General features: G+C 72.1%; 19 protein-coding genes. 11 read left to right on the top strand and 8 right to left on the bottom strand.

The window, feature by feature from the left end:
- Positions 1-81: 81 nt before the first annotated feature.
- The 3 genes from VGL20_02735 to aceE all read left to right on the top strand — a co-directional run bounded on the left by VGL20_02735 (position 82) and on the right by aceE (position 4,303).
- Entirely contained in the window at positions 82-1,197 is a 1,116-nt protein-coding gene (locus tag VGL20_02735; GenBank protein ID HEY2702584.1) for an NAD-dependent epimerase/dehydratase family protein, read from the top strand.
- A gap of 153 nt (positions 1,198-1,350) precedes the next feature.
- On the top strand, positions 1,351-1,512 hold the full coding sequence (locus VGL20_02730; GenBank protein ID HEY2702583.1) for a hypothetical protein: 162 nt from the start codon (positions 1,351-1,353) through the stop codon (positions 1,510-1,512).
- 109 nt (positions 1,513-1,621) lie between these two features.
- Positions 1,622-4,303 (top strand): pyruvate dehydrogenase (acetyl-transferring), homodimeric type, encoded by a 2,682-nt coding sequence (gene aceE, locus VGL20_02725; protein ID HEY2702582.1) that lies wholly within the window; start codon positions 1,622-1,624, stop codon positions 4,301-4,303.
- 55 nt (positions 4,304-4,358) lie between these two features.
- Here the strand turns inward: aceE and VGL20_02720 are convergent, their stop codons facing one another.
- Positions 4,359-4,946, bottom strand: a complete 588-nt coding sequence (locus tag VGL20_02720; GenBank protein ID HEY2702581.1) for a hypothetical protein — start codon at positions 4,944-4,946, stop codon at positions 4,359-4,361.
- Between the two features lie 764 nt (positions 4,947-5,710).
- On the opposite strand from VGL20_02720, the gene VGL20_02715 reads away from it, so the two are divergent.
- On the top strand, positions 5,711-5,908 hold the full coding sequence (locus VGL20_02715) for a hypothetical protein (GenBank protein HEY2702580.1): 198 nt from the start codon (positions 5,711-5,713) through the stop codon (positions 5,906-5,908).
- A 42-nt stretch (positions 5,909-5,950) separates the two neighbouring features.
- On the opposite strand, the gene VGL20_02710 is transcribed toward VGL20_02715, so the two are convergent.
- From VGL20_02710 to VGL20_02690, 5 genes are read right to left on the bottom strand one after another with little or no spacing between them, the layout of a single operon-like run.
- Entirely contained in the window at positions 5,951-7,162 is a 1,212-nt protein-coding gene (locus tag VGL20_02710; protein ID HEY2702579.1) for a sodium:proton antiporter, read from the bottom strand.
- 5 nt (positions 7,163-7,167) lie between these two features.
- Positions 7,168-9,060 carry a cation acetate symporter gene (locus VGL20_02705; GenBank protein ID HEY2702578.1) on the bottom strand — a complete coding sequence of 631 codons (1,893 nt, stop codon included), beginning with the start codon at positions 9,058-9,060 and terminating at the stop codon, positions 7,168-7,170.
- Positions 9,057-9,389 (bottom strand): hypothetical protein, encoded by a 333-nt coding sequence (locus VGL20_02700; GenBank protein HEY2702577.1) that lies wholly within the window; start codon positions 9,387-9,389, stop codon positions 9,057-9,059. The genes VGL20_02705 and VGL20_02700 overlap by 4 nt, the downstream gene beginning before the upstream one ends.
- 5 nt (positions 9,390-9,394) lie before the next feature.
- A complete protein-coding gene (locus VGL20_02695; GenBank protein HEY2702576.1) occupies positions 9,395-10,165 on the bottom strand; it encodes a LytTR family DNA-binding domain-containing protein in 771 nt (256 codons plus the stop codon).
- Entirely contained in the window at positions 10,162-11,349 is a 1,188-nt protein-coding gene (locus VGL20_02690) for a histidine kinase (protein ID HEY2702575.1), read from the bottom strand. Before VGL20_02690 ends, VGL20_02695 begins: the two co-directional genes overlap by 4 nt.
- Before the next feature lie 198 nt (positions 11,350-11,547).
- On the opposite strand from VGL20_02690, the gene acs reads away from it, so the two are divergent.
- The 4 genes from acs to VGL20_02670 all read left to right on the top strand — a co-directional run bounded on the left by acs (position 11,548) and on the right by VGL20_02670 (position 15,978).
- Positions 11,548-13,512 carry an acetate--CoA ligase gene (gene acs, locus VGL20_02685; GenBank protein ID HEY2702574.1) on the top strand — a complete coding sequence of 655 codons (1,965 nt, stop codon included), beginning with the start codon at positions 11,548-11,550 and terminating at the stop codon, positions 13,510-13,512.
- 65 nt (positions 13,513-13,577) lie between these two features.
- Positions 13,578-14,255, top strand: coding sequence for an acetate uptake transporter (locus VGL20_02680; GenBank protein ID HEY2702573.1), 678 nt, complete (start codon positions 13,578-13,580; stop codon positions 14,253-14,255).
- Between the two features lie 78 nt (positions 14,256-14,333).
- Positions 14,334-15,551, top strand: coding sequence for a CaiB/BaiF CoA-transferase family protein (locus VGL20_02675; GenBank protein HEY2702572.1), 1,218 nt, complete (start codon positions 14,334-14,336; stop codon positions 15,549-15,551).
- 91 nt (positions 15,552-15,642) lie between these two features.
- The gene (locus VGL20_02670; protein HEY2702571.1) at positions 15,643-15,978 is read left to right on the top strand and encodes a hypothetical protein; all 336 of its coding nucleotides are present in this window, start codon (positions 15,643-15,645) and stop codon (positions 15,976-15,978) included.
- A gap of 29 nt (positions 15,979-16,007) precedes the next feature.
- Here the strand turns inward: VGL20_02670 and VGL20_02665 are convergent, their stop codons facing one another.
- Entirely contained in the window at positions 16,008-16,598 is a 591-nt protein-coding gene (locus tag VGL20_02665; protein ID HEY2702570.1) for a hypothetical protein, read from the bottom strand.
- Positions 16,599-16,888: 290 nt separating this feature from the next.
- Here VGL20_02665 and VGL20_02660 point away from each other — a divergent pair, with 290 nt between their 5' ends.
- The 3 genes from VGL20_02660 (at position 16,889) to VGL20_02650 (ending at position 18,276) form a co-directional block, all read left to right on the top strand.
- Entirely contained in the window at positions 16,889-17,245 is a 357-nt protein-coding gene (locus tag VGL20_02660; GenBank protein HEY2702569.1) for a hypothetical protein, read from the top strand.
- 96 nt (positions 17,246-17,341) lie between these two features.
- Positions 17,342-17,695 (top strand): peptidase inhibitor family I36 protein, encoded by a 354-nt coding sequence (locus VGL20_02655; GenBank protein ID HEY2702568.1) that lies wholly within the window; start codon positions 17,342-17,344, stop codon positions 17,693-17,695.
- On the top strand, positions 17,602-18,276 hold the full coding sequence (locus VGL20_02650) for a peptidoglycan recognition family protein (protein HEY2702567.1): 675 nt from the start codon (positions 17,602-17,604) through the stop codon (positions 18,274-18,276). Before VGL20_02655 ends, VGL20_02650 begins: the two co-directional genes overlap by 94 nt.
- Positions 18,277-18,330: 54 nt before the next feature.
- Here VGL20_02650 and VGL20_02645 read toward each other — a convergent pair.
- On the bottom strand, positions 18,331-18,560 hold a 230-nt coding region (locus VGL20_02645), incomplete at its 5' end, for a hypothetical protein (GenBank protein ID HEY2702566.1).

The following is an 18,560-nucleotide window of genomic DNA, read 5'->3' as shown; positions in this document are numbered from 1 at the left end:
AGTCTGGAGGCGGCGTGTTGCGTGCCGAAGTCGGGGCCCGTCATCGCGCCGCAACCCGCGTGCCCGAGGCTGCGCGGTCCCATGAGCAGGGTCCTCGTCACCGGCGGCGCCGGCTTCGTCGGCAGCCATCTCGTCGACGCGCTGCTGGCCGCCGGCCACGCGGTGCGCATCCTCGACAACCTGGATCCCCAGGCGCACGAGGGCGGCCGGCCGCGCTTCCTGAACCCGGGGGCGGAGCTGATCACCGGCGACCTCCGCGACCCGGTCGCGGTGGGTCGCTCCCTCGAGGGCGTCGAGGTGGTGCTCCACCAGGGTGGGATGGTCGGCAACGGCCAGTCGATGTACGAGATCCACCGCTACGTCGACGTCAACGCCGGCGGCACCGCGGTGCTTCTCGAGCAGGCGCTGCGCCGCCGCGACACCCTGCGCCGGGTGGTGGCCGCCTCGTCGATGGTGGTCTATGGCGAGGGCGCGTACCGGTGCCCGGAACACGGCGTGGTCGCTCCCGGGCTGCGCCGCCGCGCCGACCTCGACGCCGGCCGCTGGGAGAACCGCTGCCCGGGGTGCGGCGGCGCGGTCACGCCGGTGCCCACCGCCGAGACCCACCCGCTCCAGCCCGCCTCGCCGTACGCCGTCTCCAAGCGCGACTGCGAGGAGCTGACCCTGACCACCGGGCACGCCCACGGGCTGGAGACGGTGGCGCTCCGCTACCTGAACGTCTTCGGTCCGAGGCAGGCGCTGTCCAACCCCTACACCGGGGTGGCGGCGATCTTCTGCACCCGGCTGCTGGGTGGACGCCGCCCGCTGATCTTCGAGGACGGCGCGCAGCGGCGCGACCTGGTGCACGTCTCCGACGTGGTCCGCGCCAACCTGCTCGCCATCGACGCACCCGGCGCGCCCGGGCACGCGATCAACGTCGGCACCGGGGTGTCGCTGACCGTGGCCGAGCTTGCCGGCGCGCTCGCCGCCGAGCTCGGGGTCGACCTCGAGCCCGAGATCACCGGCGACGTCCGCGCCGGCGACATCCGTCACTGCATCGCCGACGTGCGGAGGGCTCGCGACCTGCTCGGCTTCGAGGCCCGGACCGAACGCGCCACGGCGCTGCGCGAGCTGGCGCAGTGGGTCGCCCATGAGTCGCCGGTCGACCGCACCGTCACCGCGGTGGCCGCGCTGCGCGAGCGCGGGTTGATCCGCTGACCTGACCAGGGCTGTCACCGAAACGTGATCGGTCATAACCAAGCCCTCGTCAATTGTTGCTACCCGCACAATGTCTGGGGCAGGTCGCGTCGTTACCATCGACGACGAACGGAAATCCGCCACCAGCGCCGCACCGCAACGGGGAAGTTTGTGATGTATGCCATCCTGGAGTGCCCGGACGGGCCCGCCCTCTGCGTCGGCTACCGCACCCTCGCCTCCGCGGTCGCCGCCCTCGGCCGCCTGCAGATCGGGGACATCCGCTACTCGACGCACGTCGTCGCCGCCACCGGCGACGACGTGCTCGGCGCTGGCTGACACCGGCGTCAACGGAGCAGACCCCTCCGCGGGAAGTCAACCGGAGGGGGCGGGGTGGTATACAGGGTGCTCAATCCCGAGTCGTCAGCACTCGCCGGAGCGACACCTCATGACCTTCGACGGGCTCCATACACAGCTTCCTGACGTCGACCCCGACGAGACCCGTGAATGGCTCGATTCCTTCGAGTCCGTGGTTGCCATGGGTGGACGCACGCGTGCCCGCTTCCTGGTCACCAAGCTGCTGGAGCGGGCCCGCGCGCAGCAGGTCGGCCTGCCCTCGCTGGTCTCGACCGACTACATCAACACCGTCCCCCCGGACCGCGAGCCGTGGTTCCCGGGCGACGAGGAGATGGAGCGGCGGATCCGGCGCATCGTCCGCTGGAACGCCGCGGTCATGGTCACCCGCGCCAACAAGCGCTCCGAGGGGATCGGCGGCCACATCTCCACCTACGCCTCGTCGGCGTCGCTCTACGAGGTGGGCTTCAACCACTTCTTCCACGGCAAGGACGACGGCCGGGCCGGCGACCAGGTCTTCTACCAGGGCCACGCCGCCCCGGGGGTCTACGCCCGCGCCTTCCTCGAGGGCCGGCTCAGCGAGGCCCGGCTCGACAACTTCCGCCAGGAGGTGGGCGGCCAGGGCCTCAGCTCGTACCCGCATCCGCGGCTGATGCCCGACTTCTGGGAGTTCCCCACCGTCTCGATGGGACTGGGCCCGCTCAACGCCATCTACCAGGCGCGCTTCAACCGCTACCTGCTCAACCGCCGCATCGCCGACACCTCGGAGTCGCGGGTGTGGTGCTTCCTCGGTGACGGCGAGTGCGACGAGCCCGAGTCGCTGGGCGCCCTCGGCGTCGCCGCCCGCGAGCAGCTCGACAACCTGATCTTCGTGGTCTCCTGCAACCTGCAGCGGCTCGACGGCCCGGTGCGCGGCAACGGGAAGATCATCCAGGAGCTGGAGGCGGTGTTCCGCGGGGCCGGCTGGAACGTCATCAAGGCGATCTGGGGCCGGGAGTGGGACGACCTGCTCGCCCGCGACGTCGATGGCGTGCTCGTCAACAAGATGAACACCACCAATGACGGCCAGTTTCAGAAGTACGCGACCGAAACCGGTGCGTATATCCGCGAGCACTTCTTCGGCCCCGACCCGCGGCTGCAGCGGATGGTCGCGCATCTCTCCGACGAGGAGCTGACCCACCTGCGGCGCGGCGGCCACGACTACCGCAAGCTCTACGCGGCCTACAAGCTGGCCACCGAGTACGAGGGCGCGCCCACGGTCATCCTCGCCCACACCATCAAGGGATGGGCGCTGGGTCCGGGGTTCACCGCGCGCAACTCGACCCACCAGATCAAGAAGATGAGCGACCAGGAGCTCAAGGCGTTCCGCGACACCCTCGAGCTCCCCATCGGCGACCGCCAGCTGGAGCAGGGCACGCCGCCCTACTTCCACCCCGGCGACGACTCCGAGGAGGTCGAGTACCTGCGGGTGCGCCGCCGGATGCTGCACGGCTCGGTGCCGCGCAGGGTGGTGCGCTCCAAGCCGCTGCCGGTGGTCGACGCCGGCGTGTGGAACGAGCCCCTGGCGGGCTCGGGCGGCCGCTCGGCGTCCACCACCATGGCGTTCGCCGGCATCATCCGCAACCTGCTCCGCGACAAGCAGATCGGCAAGCGGGTGGTGCCGATCATCCCCGACGAGGCGCGTACCTTCGGGATGGACGGGCTCTTCCGCGAGGTGAAGATCTACACGCCGTTCGGCCAGCAGTATGAGCCGGTCGACGCCAACATGGTCCTCTCCTACCGCGAGGCGTCGGACGGGCAGATCCTCGAGGAGGGCATCACCGAGGCCGGCTCGATGGCCAGCTTCACCGCAGCGGGCACCGCGTACGCGACCCACGGCGAGGCGATGATCCCCTTCTACATCTTCTACTCGATGTTCGGCTTCCAGCGCATCGGCGACCTGGTGTGGGCCTTCGGCGATTCGCGCGGCCGCGGCTTCCTGCTCGGCGCCACCGCCGGACGCACCACCCTGAACGGCGAGGGCCTGCAGCACGAGGACGGCCACAGCCCGCTGCTGTTCTCGGTGGTGCCGAACGTCCTCATCTACGACCCCGCCTTCGCCTACGAGCTGGCGGTGGTGATCCGCGACGGCATGCGCCGGATGTACCAGGACGGCGAGGACGTCTTCTACTACATCACCCTGTACAACGAGAACTTCCCGATGCCGGCGATGCCGGAGGGTGTCGAGGAGGGCGTGCTCCGCGGGCTGTACTGCTACCAGCCCGCGCCCGAGCCGCGCCGCCATCGCGCCCACGTGCTCGCCAGCGGCACCGCCATGCTCGCCGCCCTCGAGGCCCAGCGCCTGCTCGCCGAGCACCACGACGTCGCCGCCGATGTCTGGAGCGCGACCAGCTACCAGCAGCTCCGCAACGACGCCCTCGACGTCGAGCGCTGGAACCGGCTGCACCCGCAGAAGCGGCCGCGGGTCCCCCACGTCACCGCCCAGCTGTCGGCCGCGCCGGCGCCGGTGGTGGCGGTGAGCGACTACGTCCGGGCCGTCCCCGACCAGATCTCCCGCTTCGTCCCCGGCACCTTCACGGTGCTCGGCACCGACGGCTACGGTCGCAGCGACACCCGCGAGGCGCTCCGCCGCCACTTCGAGACCGACGCCGCCCACATCGTCGTCGCCGTCCTCGCCGCCCTCGGCCGCGAGGAGCGCATCGATCCGGCAGTCGTCAGCGAGGCCATGGACCGCTACCGAATCGACCCCGACACCCCGACCCCCGTCCTCACCTGAGCGGCGGCGCGAGCCCAGCCGAGCGGTGATTCCCGAGGTGTCGCCCGCAGCCCCCTCAGAGCGACTCGGCGACGGGGAGCCCGAGCGAGGGCACTCCGAGCTCGCGCTCAACGGCGAGCAGGGACAGCTGCAGGCGGGCGGCGATCTCGTGGTCGGACCAGTGGCCGCCGGTGAGCTCGGCGACGATGCGCGCGGGATCGGGGGACACGCCGGGGGCGGGCTCGGCGTCGACGGTGCCGATCAGCGCACGCAGCACCGCGGAGCGCCAGCTGGTGAGGCCGTGGCGGGTGAAGATCGCCAGGGCGCGCTTGAGGTCGAAGCGGGCCTCCCAGGTGCGCCCGAGCAGGCGCAGCAGGCTGCCGCGGGCGAGGAGCGCGCGGCCGAGGTCGATCGTCCAGGCGTCGTCGAGGCCGGCGACGGCGGCGTCGAGCTGGCCCAGGGCGCCGGGCAGATCACCGCCGGCGGCGCTGAGGAGGGCGCGGCAGCGCAGCTCGACGGTCGCACCGACCCGCCAGCGCTGCGCCCGCTGGGTGCTGCAGTAGACGTCGAGGGTGCGGCGCGCGCATCCCACCTCGTCGAGCTCGAGCAGGATCTCGACCAGGTCGCCGACCACGTCCTCCCACCAGGGCTCGTCCTCGATCATCGAAGTCCCCCTCATCTCGGCGCGGCGGGCCGCCGGTGCAGGCGCGCCGCGTGAGCGTGGGTGAGCAGGCATTCGGCCGTCTCACGCCAGGTGTGCGTCATTCGTCGTTCGTCCCCGTTACCGGCGCGGCGTTCTGCGCCGTCTGCAGAGCATCAGCAGGCTACCACGGGCACCGGTTATGGCCGCGTCATGGTCTGTGCACAACATCGCGCTGCCCCGGTTGATGCAGCGGCGCGGCGCGATCTGCAACGTTGCCATGCGGTGTACGCATTCCTTGTGCAAACGTGCGGCCCTCTGTGCGCCGGTTCGGGTGCTTAAGGAGTGGCGATGACGAGGACTGGTGCTTAAGGAGTGGCGACGACGAGGGCTGGTGCGGGTGCGCCCGGATTCGTGACATTCCTGCAGCTGCGGTTGACAGCTTCGGCGCAGGCCCATACACTCCCGTCCGCCGCCCTGCGAGTGGCCCGCGATCAGAACGATCAGAAGAGGAGGTCCCCCGTGGTGCAGTCCCATCGGACGCCGGTCCTCGTCATTCGAGACTGGTTCCGCATGCGCGGAGGCTGCGCACCGACCCGGTAGCCGATACGTTCTCGTCCGGCTCACCGAGGATCGGAGCGGTCACCGCCCGGTCCTTTTTCGTTGTCAGCGGATTCAACGGAGGTGAAGCCGAGATGCCGATGAGCGTGTTCGCGTCCTGACCAGGTCGTCGCCGTCGTCGCCGATGCGATGCCGGCACTGTGTGTCCAACCACGGGAGATTCCACCATGCATCCGCTGCTGCACCATGAGCTGGCGCACGCGGTCCACCAGGAGCGGCTGGCGCGTGCCGCGCACCAGCGCCGCATCCTGGCGTGCCGCCGGGCGGTGAGGGCGGCGGCGTCCAGCCTCACCGTTCCCGCCTGGCTGATGCTTCTCGACCGCTGCGCCGAGGAGCCCGTCACCGAGACCGAGACGGTTCCCTGACCCGATCCACCATCCCACCCGCCGGCCGGGGTGTCCCGCGACTCAGCGGGACGCCCCGCCGGCGTCGGCGCGGTCGATCCCGCCGATGCCGAGCCGCCGGGCGACGGCGCCGGCGAGCCCGCCCTGCACCAGCAGGGAGAGCACCACCACCCCGTAGGCGACGGTGGGCACCAGGGGTGAGACCCGGGGGTTGCCGGTGAGCGAGAGCGCCAGGGCCACCGAGAGGGCACCGCGCAGCCCCGCCCAGAAGGCCAGGTGCCGCCACCGCCAGGGGACGCGCCGTGCCCGGGGATCGGCGAGCAGCAGCAGGCCGTACACCGGCAGCGCCCGGGTCACCACCATCAGCCCGAAGGCCGCCACCACCATGCCGGCGGCCTCGAGGAGGCGGTGTGCGGGCAGGGCGGTGCCCACCAGCAGGAAGAGGATGGCGTTGAGCACGAAGGCGAGCACCCCCCAGAAGTCGGTGAGCTCCTCGCCGTGGAGGCGCAGCCGCCGGCCGGTGCCGGCGACGACGATGCCCACCGCGACGACGGCGATGATCCCGGAGAGCCCGAGGAGGTCGGCGGCGAGGTAGCCGCCGTACGCGAGCACCAGGGTGATCAGGATCTCGACCTGAGGCTCGGTGAAGGCGCGGAGCAGCGCCACCCCGAGGGCGCCCACCACCAGGCCCACGGCGGCGCCTCCCGCGGTCTCGAGGGCGAAGCGGCCGAGCACGTCGCCCGCCGTGGGGGCGCCGGAGCCGATCGAGACCAGCAGCGCGCTGAAGACGGCGACGCCGGTGCCGTCGTTGAGCAGGCTCTCGCCCTCGAGCAGGGCGGCGAGCCGCCCCGGGGCGTTCCCGCGGCGGAGGATCGACACCACCGCGATCGGGTCGGTGGGGGCGAGCACGGCGCCGAGGAGCATGGCGTCGGTGAGGCGCAGCCCCAGCAGCAGGTGGGCGAGGCCGCCGATCACCGCGACGTTGATGGCGACCCCGGCGCTGGCGAGCAGCCCCACCGGCACCAGCACCTGGCGCAGCGACCCCAGGTCCAGGGTCAGGCTGGCCTGGAACACCAGGCCGGGCACGAAGGCGAGCAGGATGAGGTCGGGGCTGATCACCTGCCGGGGCACCCCCGGGATCAGCCCGACGGCGATCCCCCCGGCGGCGAGCACCACCGCGTAGGGCACCCGGGCCCGGCGGGAGACCGCGCGCAGCAGCACCGCCGCGGCGCTGAGCCCGACGAGGAGGAGGAGGAAGCGCTGGGCCTGGCTCACCCGGGCTAGTCGGGCACGTAGTCGCGGCGCAGGCCGAGGCGGTCGGGGGCGTGGAGCTGGAGCATCGTCGCGCCCACCTCGGGGGGCACCCGGCCGTCGAGCAGCGAGAGCCCGACCATCACCGAGAACGCGAGCGGGATGGTGAGGATCGCGGGCTGGGCGAGCACCACCGCGAGTGCCGAGTGGGCATCGAGCAGCCGCGCCAGCGGCGCGCTCACGAACGCGATCATGGTGATCACGATCCCGGCGGTGGCGGCCAGCCCGCCCACCGTGGCCCCCGTCGCCGCGCCGAGCAGGGTCAGGCGGCGCCACCAGATCCCCAGCACCAGCAGGGGGAAGAAGGAGCTGGCGGCGATCGCGAACGCCCAGCCGACGAGGATGCTGATGTCGAAGTGCTCGACCGAGAGCCCGAGCACCGCGGCCACCGTTCCCGCCGCGAGGGCGCCGAGCTGGAAGGCGCGGCTGCGCGCCCGGGCGCTCGCCTCGGGGCGGAGCCAGCGTCCGTAGACGTCGTGGCCGAGGGCGCCGGCGAGTGAGACCAGCAGGCCGCTCAGCGTCGAGGCGAAGGCGGCGAAGGCGCCCGCGGCCACCACCGCGGCGAGCGCCTCGCCCAGCCATCGGGGGCCGAGCTGGCGCGGCAGGATGAGCACCACCGCGTCGGTCAGGTTGGTGGTGTACAGCTGGGCGGCGTGGAGCCGGCCGACCACCCCGTAGAGCGGCGGCCAGATGTAGAAGAGGCTGACCAGCACGAGCACGTACCACGCGGTGCGCCGCGCCGCCCGGGCGTCGGGGTTGGTGTAGAAGCGCACCAGGATGTGGGGCAGACCCATGGTGCCGAACACGATGCCGATGATCAGCGAGTAGGTGAACAGCAGCGGGTGCCCGCTGCCCCCGGCGAGCGGTCCGAAGGGGTGCAGCCAGGCGCGGCCGCTGCTCGGCGGGGTGTCGCTGCCGAACGGCGCCGGGGAGCCGGCGGCGAGGGTCACATGGGCGTCCTGCTCCCAGCGCACCCGCCCGGCGGGCACGGTGCTCCGTCCCGCCAGGACCACCGGCCGCGGGGGCTCGGCGGGCTGGGATGTGGTGGACAGGGGCACCCCGACGTAGGTGGTGCGCGCGGTGCCGCCGCGCTCGCCGGGGGGGAGCAGGGTGGCGGTGGCGTGGCCCTCGACGGTGAGAGTCAGCGGCCGGCTCAGCGACCAGAGGTCGCCGGCGCCCACCCGGAACGAGGTGGACGTGGTGAGCCGGGGCACCGGCTCGGCGCCCGCCGCCCCCACCAGCCGCGCGGGGCTGCCGTAGTGGATCAGCAGCACGAACACCGGGACGCTGATGGCGAAGAGCTTCACCGCGAACTGCATCGCCTGCACCAGGGTGATCCCCCGCATCCCCCCGGCGACCACGATGCTCACCACCACCGCCGCGACGATCGCCACCCCGGCCGGGTAGGGCACCCCCGCGGCGGTCGACACGGTGATCCCCGCCGCCTTCATCTGGGGGAGGGTGTAGAAGAGGCCGATGAGGATGACCAGCCCCACCGCGAGGCGGCGGAAGCGGGGGCTGCCGAACCGCCCCTCGGCGAAGTCGGGGATCGTGTACGCGCCGAACCGCCGCAGCGGACCGGCGATGAACACCAGCAGCACCAGGTAGCCGGCGGCGTATCCCACCGGGTACCAGAGCACGTCGTAGCCGAACTGCATCACCAGCCCGGCGACGCCGAGGAAGGAGGCGGCGCTCAGGTACTCGCCGCTGATCGCCGCCGCGTTGAGCCGGGGCGGCACCGCGCGCGCCGCCACCAGGAAGTCGGAGGTGGTGCGCGCGTAGCGGCGCGCGTAGGCGCCGACCGCCACCGTGAGCGTGGCCATCAGCAGCAGACCGACGACGGCGCCGGCGGAGACGATCACTGCAGCAGGTCCGTGAAGTCGTCGTCGATGCCCTCGGCGCGGCGCACGTAGAGCAGCCCGAGCACCACCAGCACCGGGTACGTCAGCACCCCGAGCACCAGCCAGGGCAGGGGCAGGCCGAGCACGGTGGCGTCGCCGTACTGGGGCCAGATCACCGGCAGCACCGGCTGGATGCCGAGGCCGACGAGGAAGGCGACGGTGACGGCGAGACTGAGCCGGAGCTGGCGGCGCATCAGCGCGGTGAGGAAGACGGCGCCGACCTGGGTCTGCTCGAGCAGGTCGCGCAGCCGCCTGCCGGCCCGGTCCGAATCGCGGCCCTGCTGGGCCACGCGGGCTAGAGGTGCACCGCCGCGCGCAGGTCGCTGGCGTGGCGGCGTGAGACGGGCACGGTGAGGCCGGGCACGTTGCGCAGCTTCAGGAGGTAGGTGCCGTTGAAGAAGGTCTCGATGGTGAGCACGTGCCGCAGGTTGACGAGGTAGGCGCGGTGGACCCGCAGGAAGCCACGGCCGTGGAGGCGGTGCTCCAGCTCCGCCAGGGTGTGTCGCGCCTGGAAGCGCCCCTCGTGGGTGTGCACGATGACCCGCTCGCCGGCGACCAGGGCGACCCGGATGTCGGCGACGTTCACGAGCACGATGCGGCCGCGGGCGAGCACCGGCAGGCGATCGCCCATGGTGTCCTCGTCCTCGGGGTGCCCGGCCGCGCCGGTGGCGCCCTCGAGGCCGCGTCGGGTCTCGACGAGGCGCTTCACCGTCGCCCGCAGCCGCTCCCGCCGCACCGGCTTGAGCAGGTAGTCGACCGCGGCCAGGCCGAAGGCCTCGACCGCGTAGCTGTCGAAGGCGGTGACGAAGACCAGCATCGGCGGCCTGGCCAGCAGGCGCACGATCCGCCCCAGCTCCAGGCCGTCGAGGCCGGGCATGCGGACGTCGAGGAAGACGGCGTCGACCTCCGCGCTCTCCAGCAGGCGCAGGCACTCGGTGCCCTCGGCCGCCTGGAGCACCTCGGCGACGTCGTCGAGGTTGCCCAGCTGGAAGGCGAGCTCGTCGCGGGCCGGCCGCTCGTCGTCGACGACCAGCACCCGCAGCCCGGCCTCGGTGCCGGCGGTCACGAGACCCGCACCCCGGGGCGGTACTTGGGGATGCGCATCCGCACCGAGGTCCCGGTGCCCGGCGTCGAGTCGATGTTCAGCCCGTGGGTCGGCCCGAAGGTCTCGCGCAGCCTCCGGTCGATGTTGGCGAGCGCGCCGCCCCCCCCGCCCCCGACCACGCCGGCGGCGTCGAAGCCGCGGCCGTTGTCGCGGACCACGATCCAGCACTCGTCGTCGCGGTCCTCGGCGATGATGCTCACGGTGCCGCGACCGGTGCTCGACTCCATGCCGTGCTTCACGGCGTTCTCCACCAGCGGCTGGACCACCAGGGTGGGGACGATGGCGTTGAGCACCTCGGGCTCGACCTTGTACCGCACCGTCAGCCGCTCGCCGAAGCGCGCCTGCTCGAAGAGCAGGTACTGGTGGACGTAGACGAGCTCGTCGGCGAGCGACGCGAACTCGTCCTGGGGGCCGCGGAAGGCCTGGCGGGTGAAGTCCGCGAAGAGGGTGAGCAGCTCGCGGGCGCGGTCGGGGTCGGTGCGGATGAACGAGGCGATCGTGGTCAGCGTGTTGTAGATGAAATGCGGGGAGATCTGGGCGCGCAGGGCGCGCAGCTCCGAGCGCACCAGGGCGACCCGCTGCTGGTCGGCCTGCTGGAGGCGCAGCTGGGTGGCGAGCAGCTCGGCGAGGTCGGAGGTGATCTGCAGCGCCGTCGGTCCCGGGGTCTGGGGGTGGTACGAGACCAGGGCGGCGACGGCGCGGTCGTTGACCAGCAGCGGCGCCACCGCGGCGGCGCGCAGCCCGCAGCCGCCGCCGGCGGGCTCGTCGTGGAGGGGGAGGAGGCGCAGCCGGCCGGTGCCCAGCGCCTCCAGCACCCCGGCGGCGTCGTCCTCGAGGTGGAGGCGGTGCCCGCCCGCCGCCCCCGTGGGGCCGGGCTCGTAGGCGAGCAGGCCCCCGGTGTCGTAGATCGCCACCGCCGCCCCCGCCTGCTCGGCGACCTCGGGCAGCACCTCGGCCGCGCTCCTGGCGGTGAGGCCGCGGCGCAGCGCCCCCATCGTGGAGGTGGCCAGGGCCAGGGTGCGCAGGGTGGCCCGGTCCTCGGCGGTGCCGAAGCTGCGTCGCTGCCGGCTCACCAGCAGGTAGACGGCGACCGCCGCCATCGCGGTGAGCAGGACCTGGACCAGCAGACCTGCGAGGACCCCCATGCGCCGATCATCGTGACCGGACCGGCGAGGCGCAAGCCGCGGCGCCGCTCGGTGGCCGGCGGCGACCGTTCAGCCGCGACTTCCGACCGCTCACCGGCTGCGGCTTTCCGAACTCGTGCCCGTGTGCGTACGGTCCCACCCTGGCCGAATGGGGGGCCCCCGGAGATTCGAGCTGGACGAGTGTGGAGGAATGACGTAGTGAGCGTCGACGCGCGGACGATCGAGGCACTTCTGCAGGAGCGCCGGACCTATCCGCCTCCCGACGGCTTCGCCGCCACGGCCAATGTCAAGGACGACGGCATCTACGCCGAGGCGGAGGCCGATCGAGAGGCATTCTGGGCGCGCATGGCCAGGGAGAACCTCTCCTGGTTCAAGGACTTCGACACCACCCTGGAATGGGACCTCCCCTTCGCCAGGTGGTTCGTCGGCGGCGAGCTCAACGTCAGCTACAACTGCCTCGACCGCCACGTGGAGGCGGGCCGGGGAGACCAGATCGCCTATCACTGGGAGGGCGAGCCGGGCGACACCCTGACGATCACCTACGCGCAGCTGCTGAAGGACGTCTGCCGCTTCGCCAACGCGCTGAAGAACCTGGGCGTCAAGCGGGGTGACCGGGTGGGCATCTATCTCCCGATGATCCCCGAGCTGCCGGTGGCGATGCTCGCCTGCGCGCGCATCGGCGCCGCCCACTCGGTGGTCTTCGGCGGCTTCAGCGCCGACGCGCTCCGGGACCGCTGCAACGACGCCCAGGCCAACCTGGTGATCACCGCCGACGAGGGCTGGCGGCGGGGCAAGACGGTCCCGCTCAAGGTCAACACCGACGAGGCCCTCTCGGGGGCGCCGTCGGTCAAGAACTGCGTGGTGGTGCGGCGCACCGGCGGCGAGGTCAGCTGGGTCGAGGGCCGCGACCACTGGTGGCACGAGCTCGTCGACGGCGAGTCGGAGGAGTGCGAGCCCGAGCACATGGAGTCGGAGGACCTGCTGTTCCTCCTCTACACCTCGGGCACCACGGCCAAGCCGAAGGGCATCAAGCACACCACCGGCGGCTACCTGACCCACGTGGCCGCGACCCACAAGATGATCTTCGACATCCAGCCCGACACCGTGTACTGGTGCGCCGCCGACATCGGCTGGGTCACCGGTCACAGCTACATCGTGTACGGGCCGCTGACCAACGGCTGCACCAGCGTGATGTACGAGGGTGTCCCCGACTTCCCCGACAAGGACCGCTGGTGGTCGATCATCGAGAAGTACGGGGTCACCGTCCTCTACTGCGCGCCGACCGCGATCCGCACCTTCATGAAGTGGGGCGCGGAGTACCCGGACCGGCACGATCTCAGCTCGCTGCGCGTGCTCGGCACCGTGGGCGAGCCGATCAACCCCGAGGCCTGGATCTGGTACCGCGAGGCGATCGGCGGCGGCAGGTGCCCGGTGGTCGACACCTGGTGGCAGACCGAGACCGGCGGGATCATGATCACGCCGCTTCCCGGGGTGATCACCACCAAGCCCGGCTCGGCGACGCGGCCCTTCCCGGGGATCGAGGCCAGCGTCGTCGACGAGGAGGGCAACGACGTCCCTCTCGGCGGTGGCGGATACGTCGTGGTGAAGTCGCCCTGGCCGGGGATGCTCCGCGGCATCTACGGTGACGACGAGCGCTACAAGGCGACCTACTGGCAGAAGTACGGCGACAAGTACTTCGCCGGCGACGGCGCCCGCATCGACGAGGACGGCTACTTCTGGTTCATGGGCCGCGTCGACGACGTCATGAACATCAGTGGCCACTGCATCTCCACCACCGAGGTGGAGTCGGCGCTGGTCGACCATCCCGCCGTCGCCGAGGCCGCCGTGGTGGGCCGCAGCGACGCCGACACCGGCCAGGCGATCGCCGCCTTCGTCACCCTGCGCAGCGGCAACGAGGAGTCGACGGAGCTGATCGCCGAGCTCCGCAACCACGTGGCCAAGCTGATCGGGGCCATCGCCAAGCCCAAGTACGTCGCCTTCACCCCCGACCTGCCCAAGACGCGCAGCGGAAAGATCATGCGCCGCCTGCTTCGCGACGTCGCGGAGAAGCGGCAGCTCGGCGACACCACCACCCTCGCCGACCCGACCGTCGTGTCGGACCTCCAGTCCCGAGCACAGGAGGATGCATCGAAGGAAGACTGAGGCATCCACTGCAGTTTCGACACCACGCATCCACCGGTCAGAGAGGACACGGATACATGGCAACCATGGAGACCAGCCGCCCCTTCAGCGGGGCGGCGGCGGGCGCCTCGGCGCCGGCGGTGGAGATCGCCGATCCGGGACCACTCGGACTCGCCGCCTTCGCCCTCACCACGATGATGCTCTCGGCCATCAACGCGGGCTGGATCGGCGCCGTCAACGAGCCGATCGTGCTCGGCCTCGCCGTCGCCTACGGCGGCACCGCCCAGCTGCTCGCCGGGATGTGGGCGTTCCGCAAGGGCAACACCTTCGCGGCCACCGCCTTCACCAGCTACGGCGCCTTCTGGCTGAGCTTCTGGCTCATCGTCCAGTTCTACGCCCCGATGGTCGTGGCGGGCACCGCCAAGGCGCTGGGACCGGGAGCCACCACGGCCCAGATCGCCGCGGAGGCGACCGCTCACCTCAACACCATCCTCGGCCTGTACCTCTTCATGTGGGGCGTCTTCACCGCCTACATGCTGATCGCCTCGCTGGCCGCGGCCAGGGCGGTCCAGCTGGTGTTCTTCCTGCTCACACTGACGTTCTTCGCACTCGCCCTCGGCAAGTGGAACGCCAGCGACACCTGGACCCATCTCGGCGGCTTCCTCGGCATCCTCACCGCGTGCGCCGCGTTCTACACCTCCTTCGCCGAGGTGACCAACGCCACCTTCAAGCGCACCGTTCTTCCGGTGGGTGCGCCCGGCTGACCATCACGGTCGCGAGCTCTCGAGAGCCGGTCCCCGCGGGGACCGGCTCTCTCTCCTGTCTGGGGTAGCATCGCCGGCGTGACCGAGACCGGCCCGGGACCGCTCGACGGGGTGCGGGTGCTCGACTTCTCACTGGTGATGTCCGGTCCGCACTGCACCCGGATGCTGGTCGACCTCGGCGCCGACGTCATCAAGGTCGAGCCGCCCCACGGCGACCTCACCCGCTTCTTCCGGCCACGCGCGGGGTCGATCGCGCTCTACCACGCGCAGCAGAACTGCGGCAAGCGCAACCTCTCCGCCGACCTCCGCCGCCCCGAGGCGGTCGACCTGATGCTCCGCCTCGCCGAGCGTGTCGACGTGGTCGTCGAGAACTTCCGGCCCGGGGTGATGGACCGGCTCGGCCTCGGCCACGCGGCGGTGAGCGCCTGCAACCCGCGCGTCGTGTACGCCTCCATCTCCGGCTTCGGCCAGCGGGGCGCGAGCGCGCACCGCCGCGCCTACGCCGACATCATCCATGCGGAGATGGGGATGACGGAGATGCTCGGCCGCCACCACCGCGATCCCGGCACCCCGTTCAGCCACGCCGACACCTACACCGGGCTCGAGTGCCTCGCCGGCATCCTCGCCGCCCTGGTGCAGCGGGGGCGCACCGGCCGCGGCCAGCACGTCGACGTGGCGATGGCGGAGACCCTGCTCGCGGTCAACGAGTGGGCCGCGCGCGAGCTCTCCGGCGCCCCCGAGGACCCGTACTCGCCCGCTGGCGGGGCGGCCACGCCGATGCTGACCACCGGCGACGGGCGGCGGGTGGTGGTCACCGGCAACCCCGTCACCCGGGGCGTGTTCGAATCGTGGTGCACCGTGATCGGCCGCCCCGAGCTGCGCGACGACCCCCGCTTCGCGACCGACGCCGCCCGCCTCGAGAACCGCGATCAGCTGCTCGCGCTGCTGCTGGACTGGGCCGGCCGGCTGGAGAGCGCCGAGGCGCTGGAGGCGGCGCTGGCCCCGCACCGCCTGGCGACCGGGGTGGTGCGCAGCGTCGAGGAGGCGGGCGCCGGCGAGTGGGCGCGCGAGCGCGGCGCGGTGGTCGAGGTCGATGACCGCGGCGGCGGGCTGCTGCGGCTGCCCAACTCGCCCTGGCGCTTCTCCGACGCCTCCACCGGGGTGCGCGGGGTGCCCGCGTTCCGCGGCGAGCACAACCGCGAGGTGCTCGAGGAGCTCCTCGGGCTCGGCGCCGCCGAGGTGGAGGCGCTGGAGGCCGCCGGGGTGCTGAGCCGGCGGCCGCCGCGGGTGGGCTGATCCGTCGCCGCCGTCGAGGCGGCGTGAAGAGGCGGTCACAGGCCGGTCGCCGGGCGTGCGGTGACCCCCCGGTCATCCCATGGTGGGTGCCGTGGACCCCCAGCACTACGCCGAGGTGGACGTGACCCGCGAGGACCAGCCGGTGCGCGGCTGGAGGGTGCGCTGCGCGTGCAGCTGGACAGGGCTCTGGCGGGAGAGCCTGGGCGACGCCGTCTCCGAGTACGACGAGCACCTCGCCGAGTACGGCATCTTCGTCTTCGACGGTGCCTGGTGGCTGCGGCTGCCGCACATGGTCCCCGGGGACGAGATCCTCGCCGACCCGGTGGCGATGAACACCGCCTGCCGCATCTGGGCGGTCGAGGCGGCGACCGAGCTCGACCGCCTCTGCCGCTGGGTGCGGACGCCGGGGGCTGACCCCGGGCGCTGAGCGGTCAGGCCCCTCGGCCCCGGCGGCGCCTACTGCAGGGCGATCAGCCAGAGATCGTCCTGGGCGAGCTCGTTGGGGAAGTTCTTCACGTCGTTGGCGCCGCTGATGATGATCGTGCCCTGGCGCCCGGCGTAGGCGCCGGTGGCGCTCTGGATGGTATTCCCGGTCGCCCGGGCGCCGTTGATGATGAACCCCGGCCTCTGCACGTCGGGGGCGATGCTCACCTGGGCGTGGTTGACGATGGTTCCCAGTGGGAACGCGCCCTGGGTGAAGCGGAAGGTGGTGATGGCGTCGATCACCGCACACGGCGGCGGGGTCGACTGCGAGCAGGAGACGTCGTCGGTGGCGTTGCCGACCAGCGAGCCGTCGACCAGCGAGTACAGCGGGAAGGTGAACTTCTGCCGCATCGGGTCGGTCGACTCGTTCTTCGCCGTGCCCATGGTGCGCACCGCGATGTACTGCGAGGCGGCGGTGGCGGGGGTGGCGCCGGAGCCGTAGTCGGCGGGCGTGAGCGCGGGCAGCATGAGCCGGTCGGCGCGCTGTGCCGACACGATCGGCGAGAAGGAGACGCCCAGTGCCGCGGTCACCAGGGCGACGGGGATGAGGCGACGCAGGTCCATGTTGTGCTTCCTCGGGGATCGGCTCTGATCCATCTTCCTCGCGCGACGCCGGTCGACCCGCCCGGTGGGGCCCTCACAGCCCGCTTCTCACTCTTCACCGTCGCTGCGTCGCTTCACGTCATCGTAGATGGTTGAAGTCACCACACGGCTGTGGCGAGTTCGCGGACGCGGAAGCGGCTCGAGGCGATGCCCGTACCGATGTTCGCACCACCGTCCGCGCCGCTACAATGACCGGGGATCACCGCACCAGCCTCGACGTCGTCCACATCGGTGACCCACACAAGGGCGGGGTGTCAACCACGATCGCGCTCGCCGGCCGCAGCCCGGTCGCCGACCTGGTTCTCGATCACCACCGGGCGAACTTCCGGCCCCGGGTGGCGGTCGTCGCGCCGCTGGTGCCGCCTCTGCCCGCAGCACCGCCGCGGGTGTCCTCCGCGAAGCCGATGACCGCGGTGATCACCCCCGGGGCGGGTGCCGCGGTTGGCCAGGTGCTGCTGATCCGGTTCATCGCCTGCGTCGTGCTCTGGGCCGTGGTGGGCACCGTGTACGGCTTCTGGGAGCTGGGCAACGCGCTGGTGCCGACCGACCGGCACGGCGAGGTCACCTGCGTCATCCCGCGCGCGGTGGGCAGCATCCCCGGCTGCTGAGCCCCGTTCGGATCCCGGGGCCTCCGATGCCCGCTGCTAGACTCCGGTGACCGGAACGGTTGTATCGCTCCCTTTGGGATATTCGGAGGTGCCTCGATGCGGCGACGGCGTCGCTGTCTGATCGCTCCCGCGGCGACCCTGGCTCTCGCCGCCGGACCGCTGACCCTCCCGGTGATCACGGCCCACGCGGCGGCGGCCGACTGCACCGCCGGCGAGGTGTGCGTCTGGCCGTCGGCCAATTACACCGGGACGGTGACCGTGCTTCTCGACGAGCTCTGTCACGAGGGCACCGTGGGCTCGGCGCTCGACGGCGACTCCGACCCGATGCAGGAGCTGCGCGTCTACCCCCAGGCCGGCTGCGCGGGATCTCCCACGGTGGTGAAGCCGGGGACCCAGGCGCCCAGCGTGTCCGGTCAGAGCTATGTGAACTGGCACGCCCCCGGAGCGTAGGCGGGGGCGCCGAGCGGCCCGGTTCGATCTGGCATCCCAGCCCGAACTTCTGGCCGGGACGCGCCGGTTGCGGCGTCGACGGCATCGTCCTCCACGGCACCGCGGGTGGTGACGGGCCGGGGGTGGCGGCCCTGCTCAGCGACCCGGCGAGGGAGGCGAGCACCCACTTCGTGATCGGCCAGGACGGCACCGTCTTCCAGCTGGTGCGCCTGGCCGACTCGGCGTGGGGCAATGGCGTCCCCGACCACCCCAGCTGGCCGCTGATCGCCGAGCGGGCGGCGGTCAACCCCAACCACTACACGGTCAGCATCGAGCACGCCAAGCACTCCGCCGACAACTCCGACCCGCTCACCTCGCCGCAGCTGCGGGCCAGCCTCGCCCTGGTGCGCTGGCTGCTCACCGAGCTGCCCCGGCGGGGCCTCGCCGGCGACCACCTGGTCGCGCGCCGCGACGCCGGCGAGCTGTCGGAGGTCGTCATCGGCCACTTCCAGATCGACTCGGTGAACCGCGCCCACTGTCCAGGAACCTGGGACTGGGACGGGTACCGACGGCGGCTCGGCTACGCTCCGGGCCAGCGATGAACGACGGTGCGGTGGCCATCAGGCCCTACCGGCCCAGAAAGCACGGCGGCTCGGTCAGGGGCCGACGTGGGCCGCGAGGTGCTCGCCGGTGAGGGTGGAGCGGGCGGCGACGAGGTCGGCGGGTGTGCCCTCGAAGACGATCCGGCCGCCGTCGTGGCCGGCGCCGGGGCCGAGGTCGATGATCCAGTCGGCGTGCGCCATGACCGCCTGGTGGTGCTCGATGACGATGACCGACTTGCCGGAGTCGACGAGCCGGTCGAGCAGGCCGAGCAGCTGCTCGACGT

Source organism: Candidatus Dormiibacterota bacterium (genome assembly GCA_036495095.1).
Classification (GTDB): Bacteria; Chloroflexota; Dormibacteria; order Aeolococcales; family Aeolococcaceae; genus CF-96.
Note: the sequence above shows the minus strand (reverse complement) of the source record. Positions and strands in the feature narration are given on the sequence as shown.

Bases quoted from the DNA above. Each gene is read 5' to 3' on its own strand.
- VGL20_02735 (HEY2702584.1), top strand. From the start codon at position 82: ATGAGCAGGGTCCTCGTCACCGGCGGCGCCGGCTTCGTCGGCAGCCAT.
- VGL20_02730 (HEY2702583.1), top strand. From the start codon at position 1,351: ATGTATGCCATCCTGGAGTGCCCGGACGGGCCCGCCCTCTGCGTCGGC.
- aceE (HEY2702582.1), top strand. From the start codon at position 1,622: ATGACCTTCGACGGGCTCCATACACAGCTTCCTGACGTCGACCCCGAC.
- VGL20_02720 (HEY2702581.1), bottom strand. From the start codon at position 4,946: ATGATCGAGGACGAGCCCTGGTGGGAGGACGTGGTCGGCGACCTGGTC.
- VGL20_02715 (HEY2702580.1), top strand. From the start codon at position 5,711: ATGCATCCGCTGCTGCACCATGAGCTGGCGCACGCGGTCCACCAGGAG.
- VGL20_02690 (HEY2702575.1), bottom strand. From the start codon at position 11,349: ATGGGGGTCCTCGCAGGTCTGCTGGTCCAGGTCCTGCTCACCGCGATG.
- VGL20_02680 (HEY2702573.1), top strand. From the start codon at position 13,578: ATGGAGACCAGCCGCCCCTTCAGCGGGGCGGCGGCGGGCGCCTCGGCG.
- VGL20_02665 (HEY2702570.1), bottom strand. From the start codon at position 16,598: ATGGACCTGCGTCGCCTCATCCCCGTCGCCCTGGTGACCGCGGCACTG.
- VGL20_02655 (HEY2702568.1), top strand. From the start codon at position 17,342: ATGCGGCGACGGCGTCGCTGTCTGATCGCTCCCGCGGCGACCCTGGCT.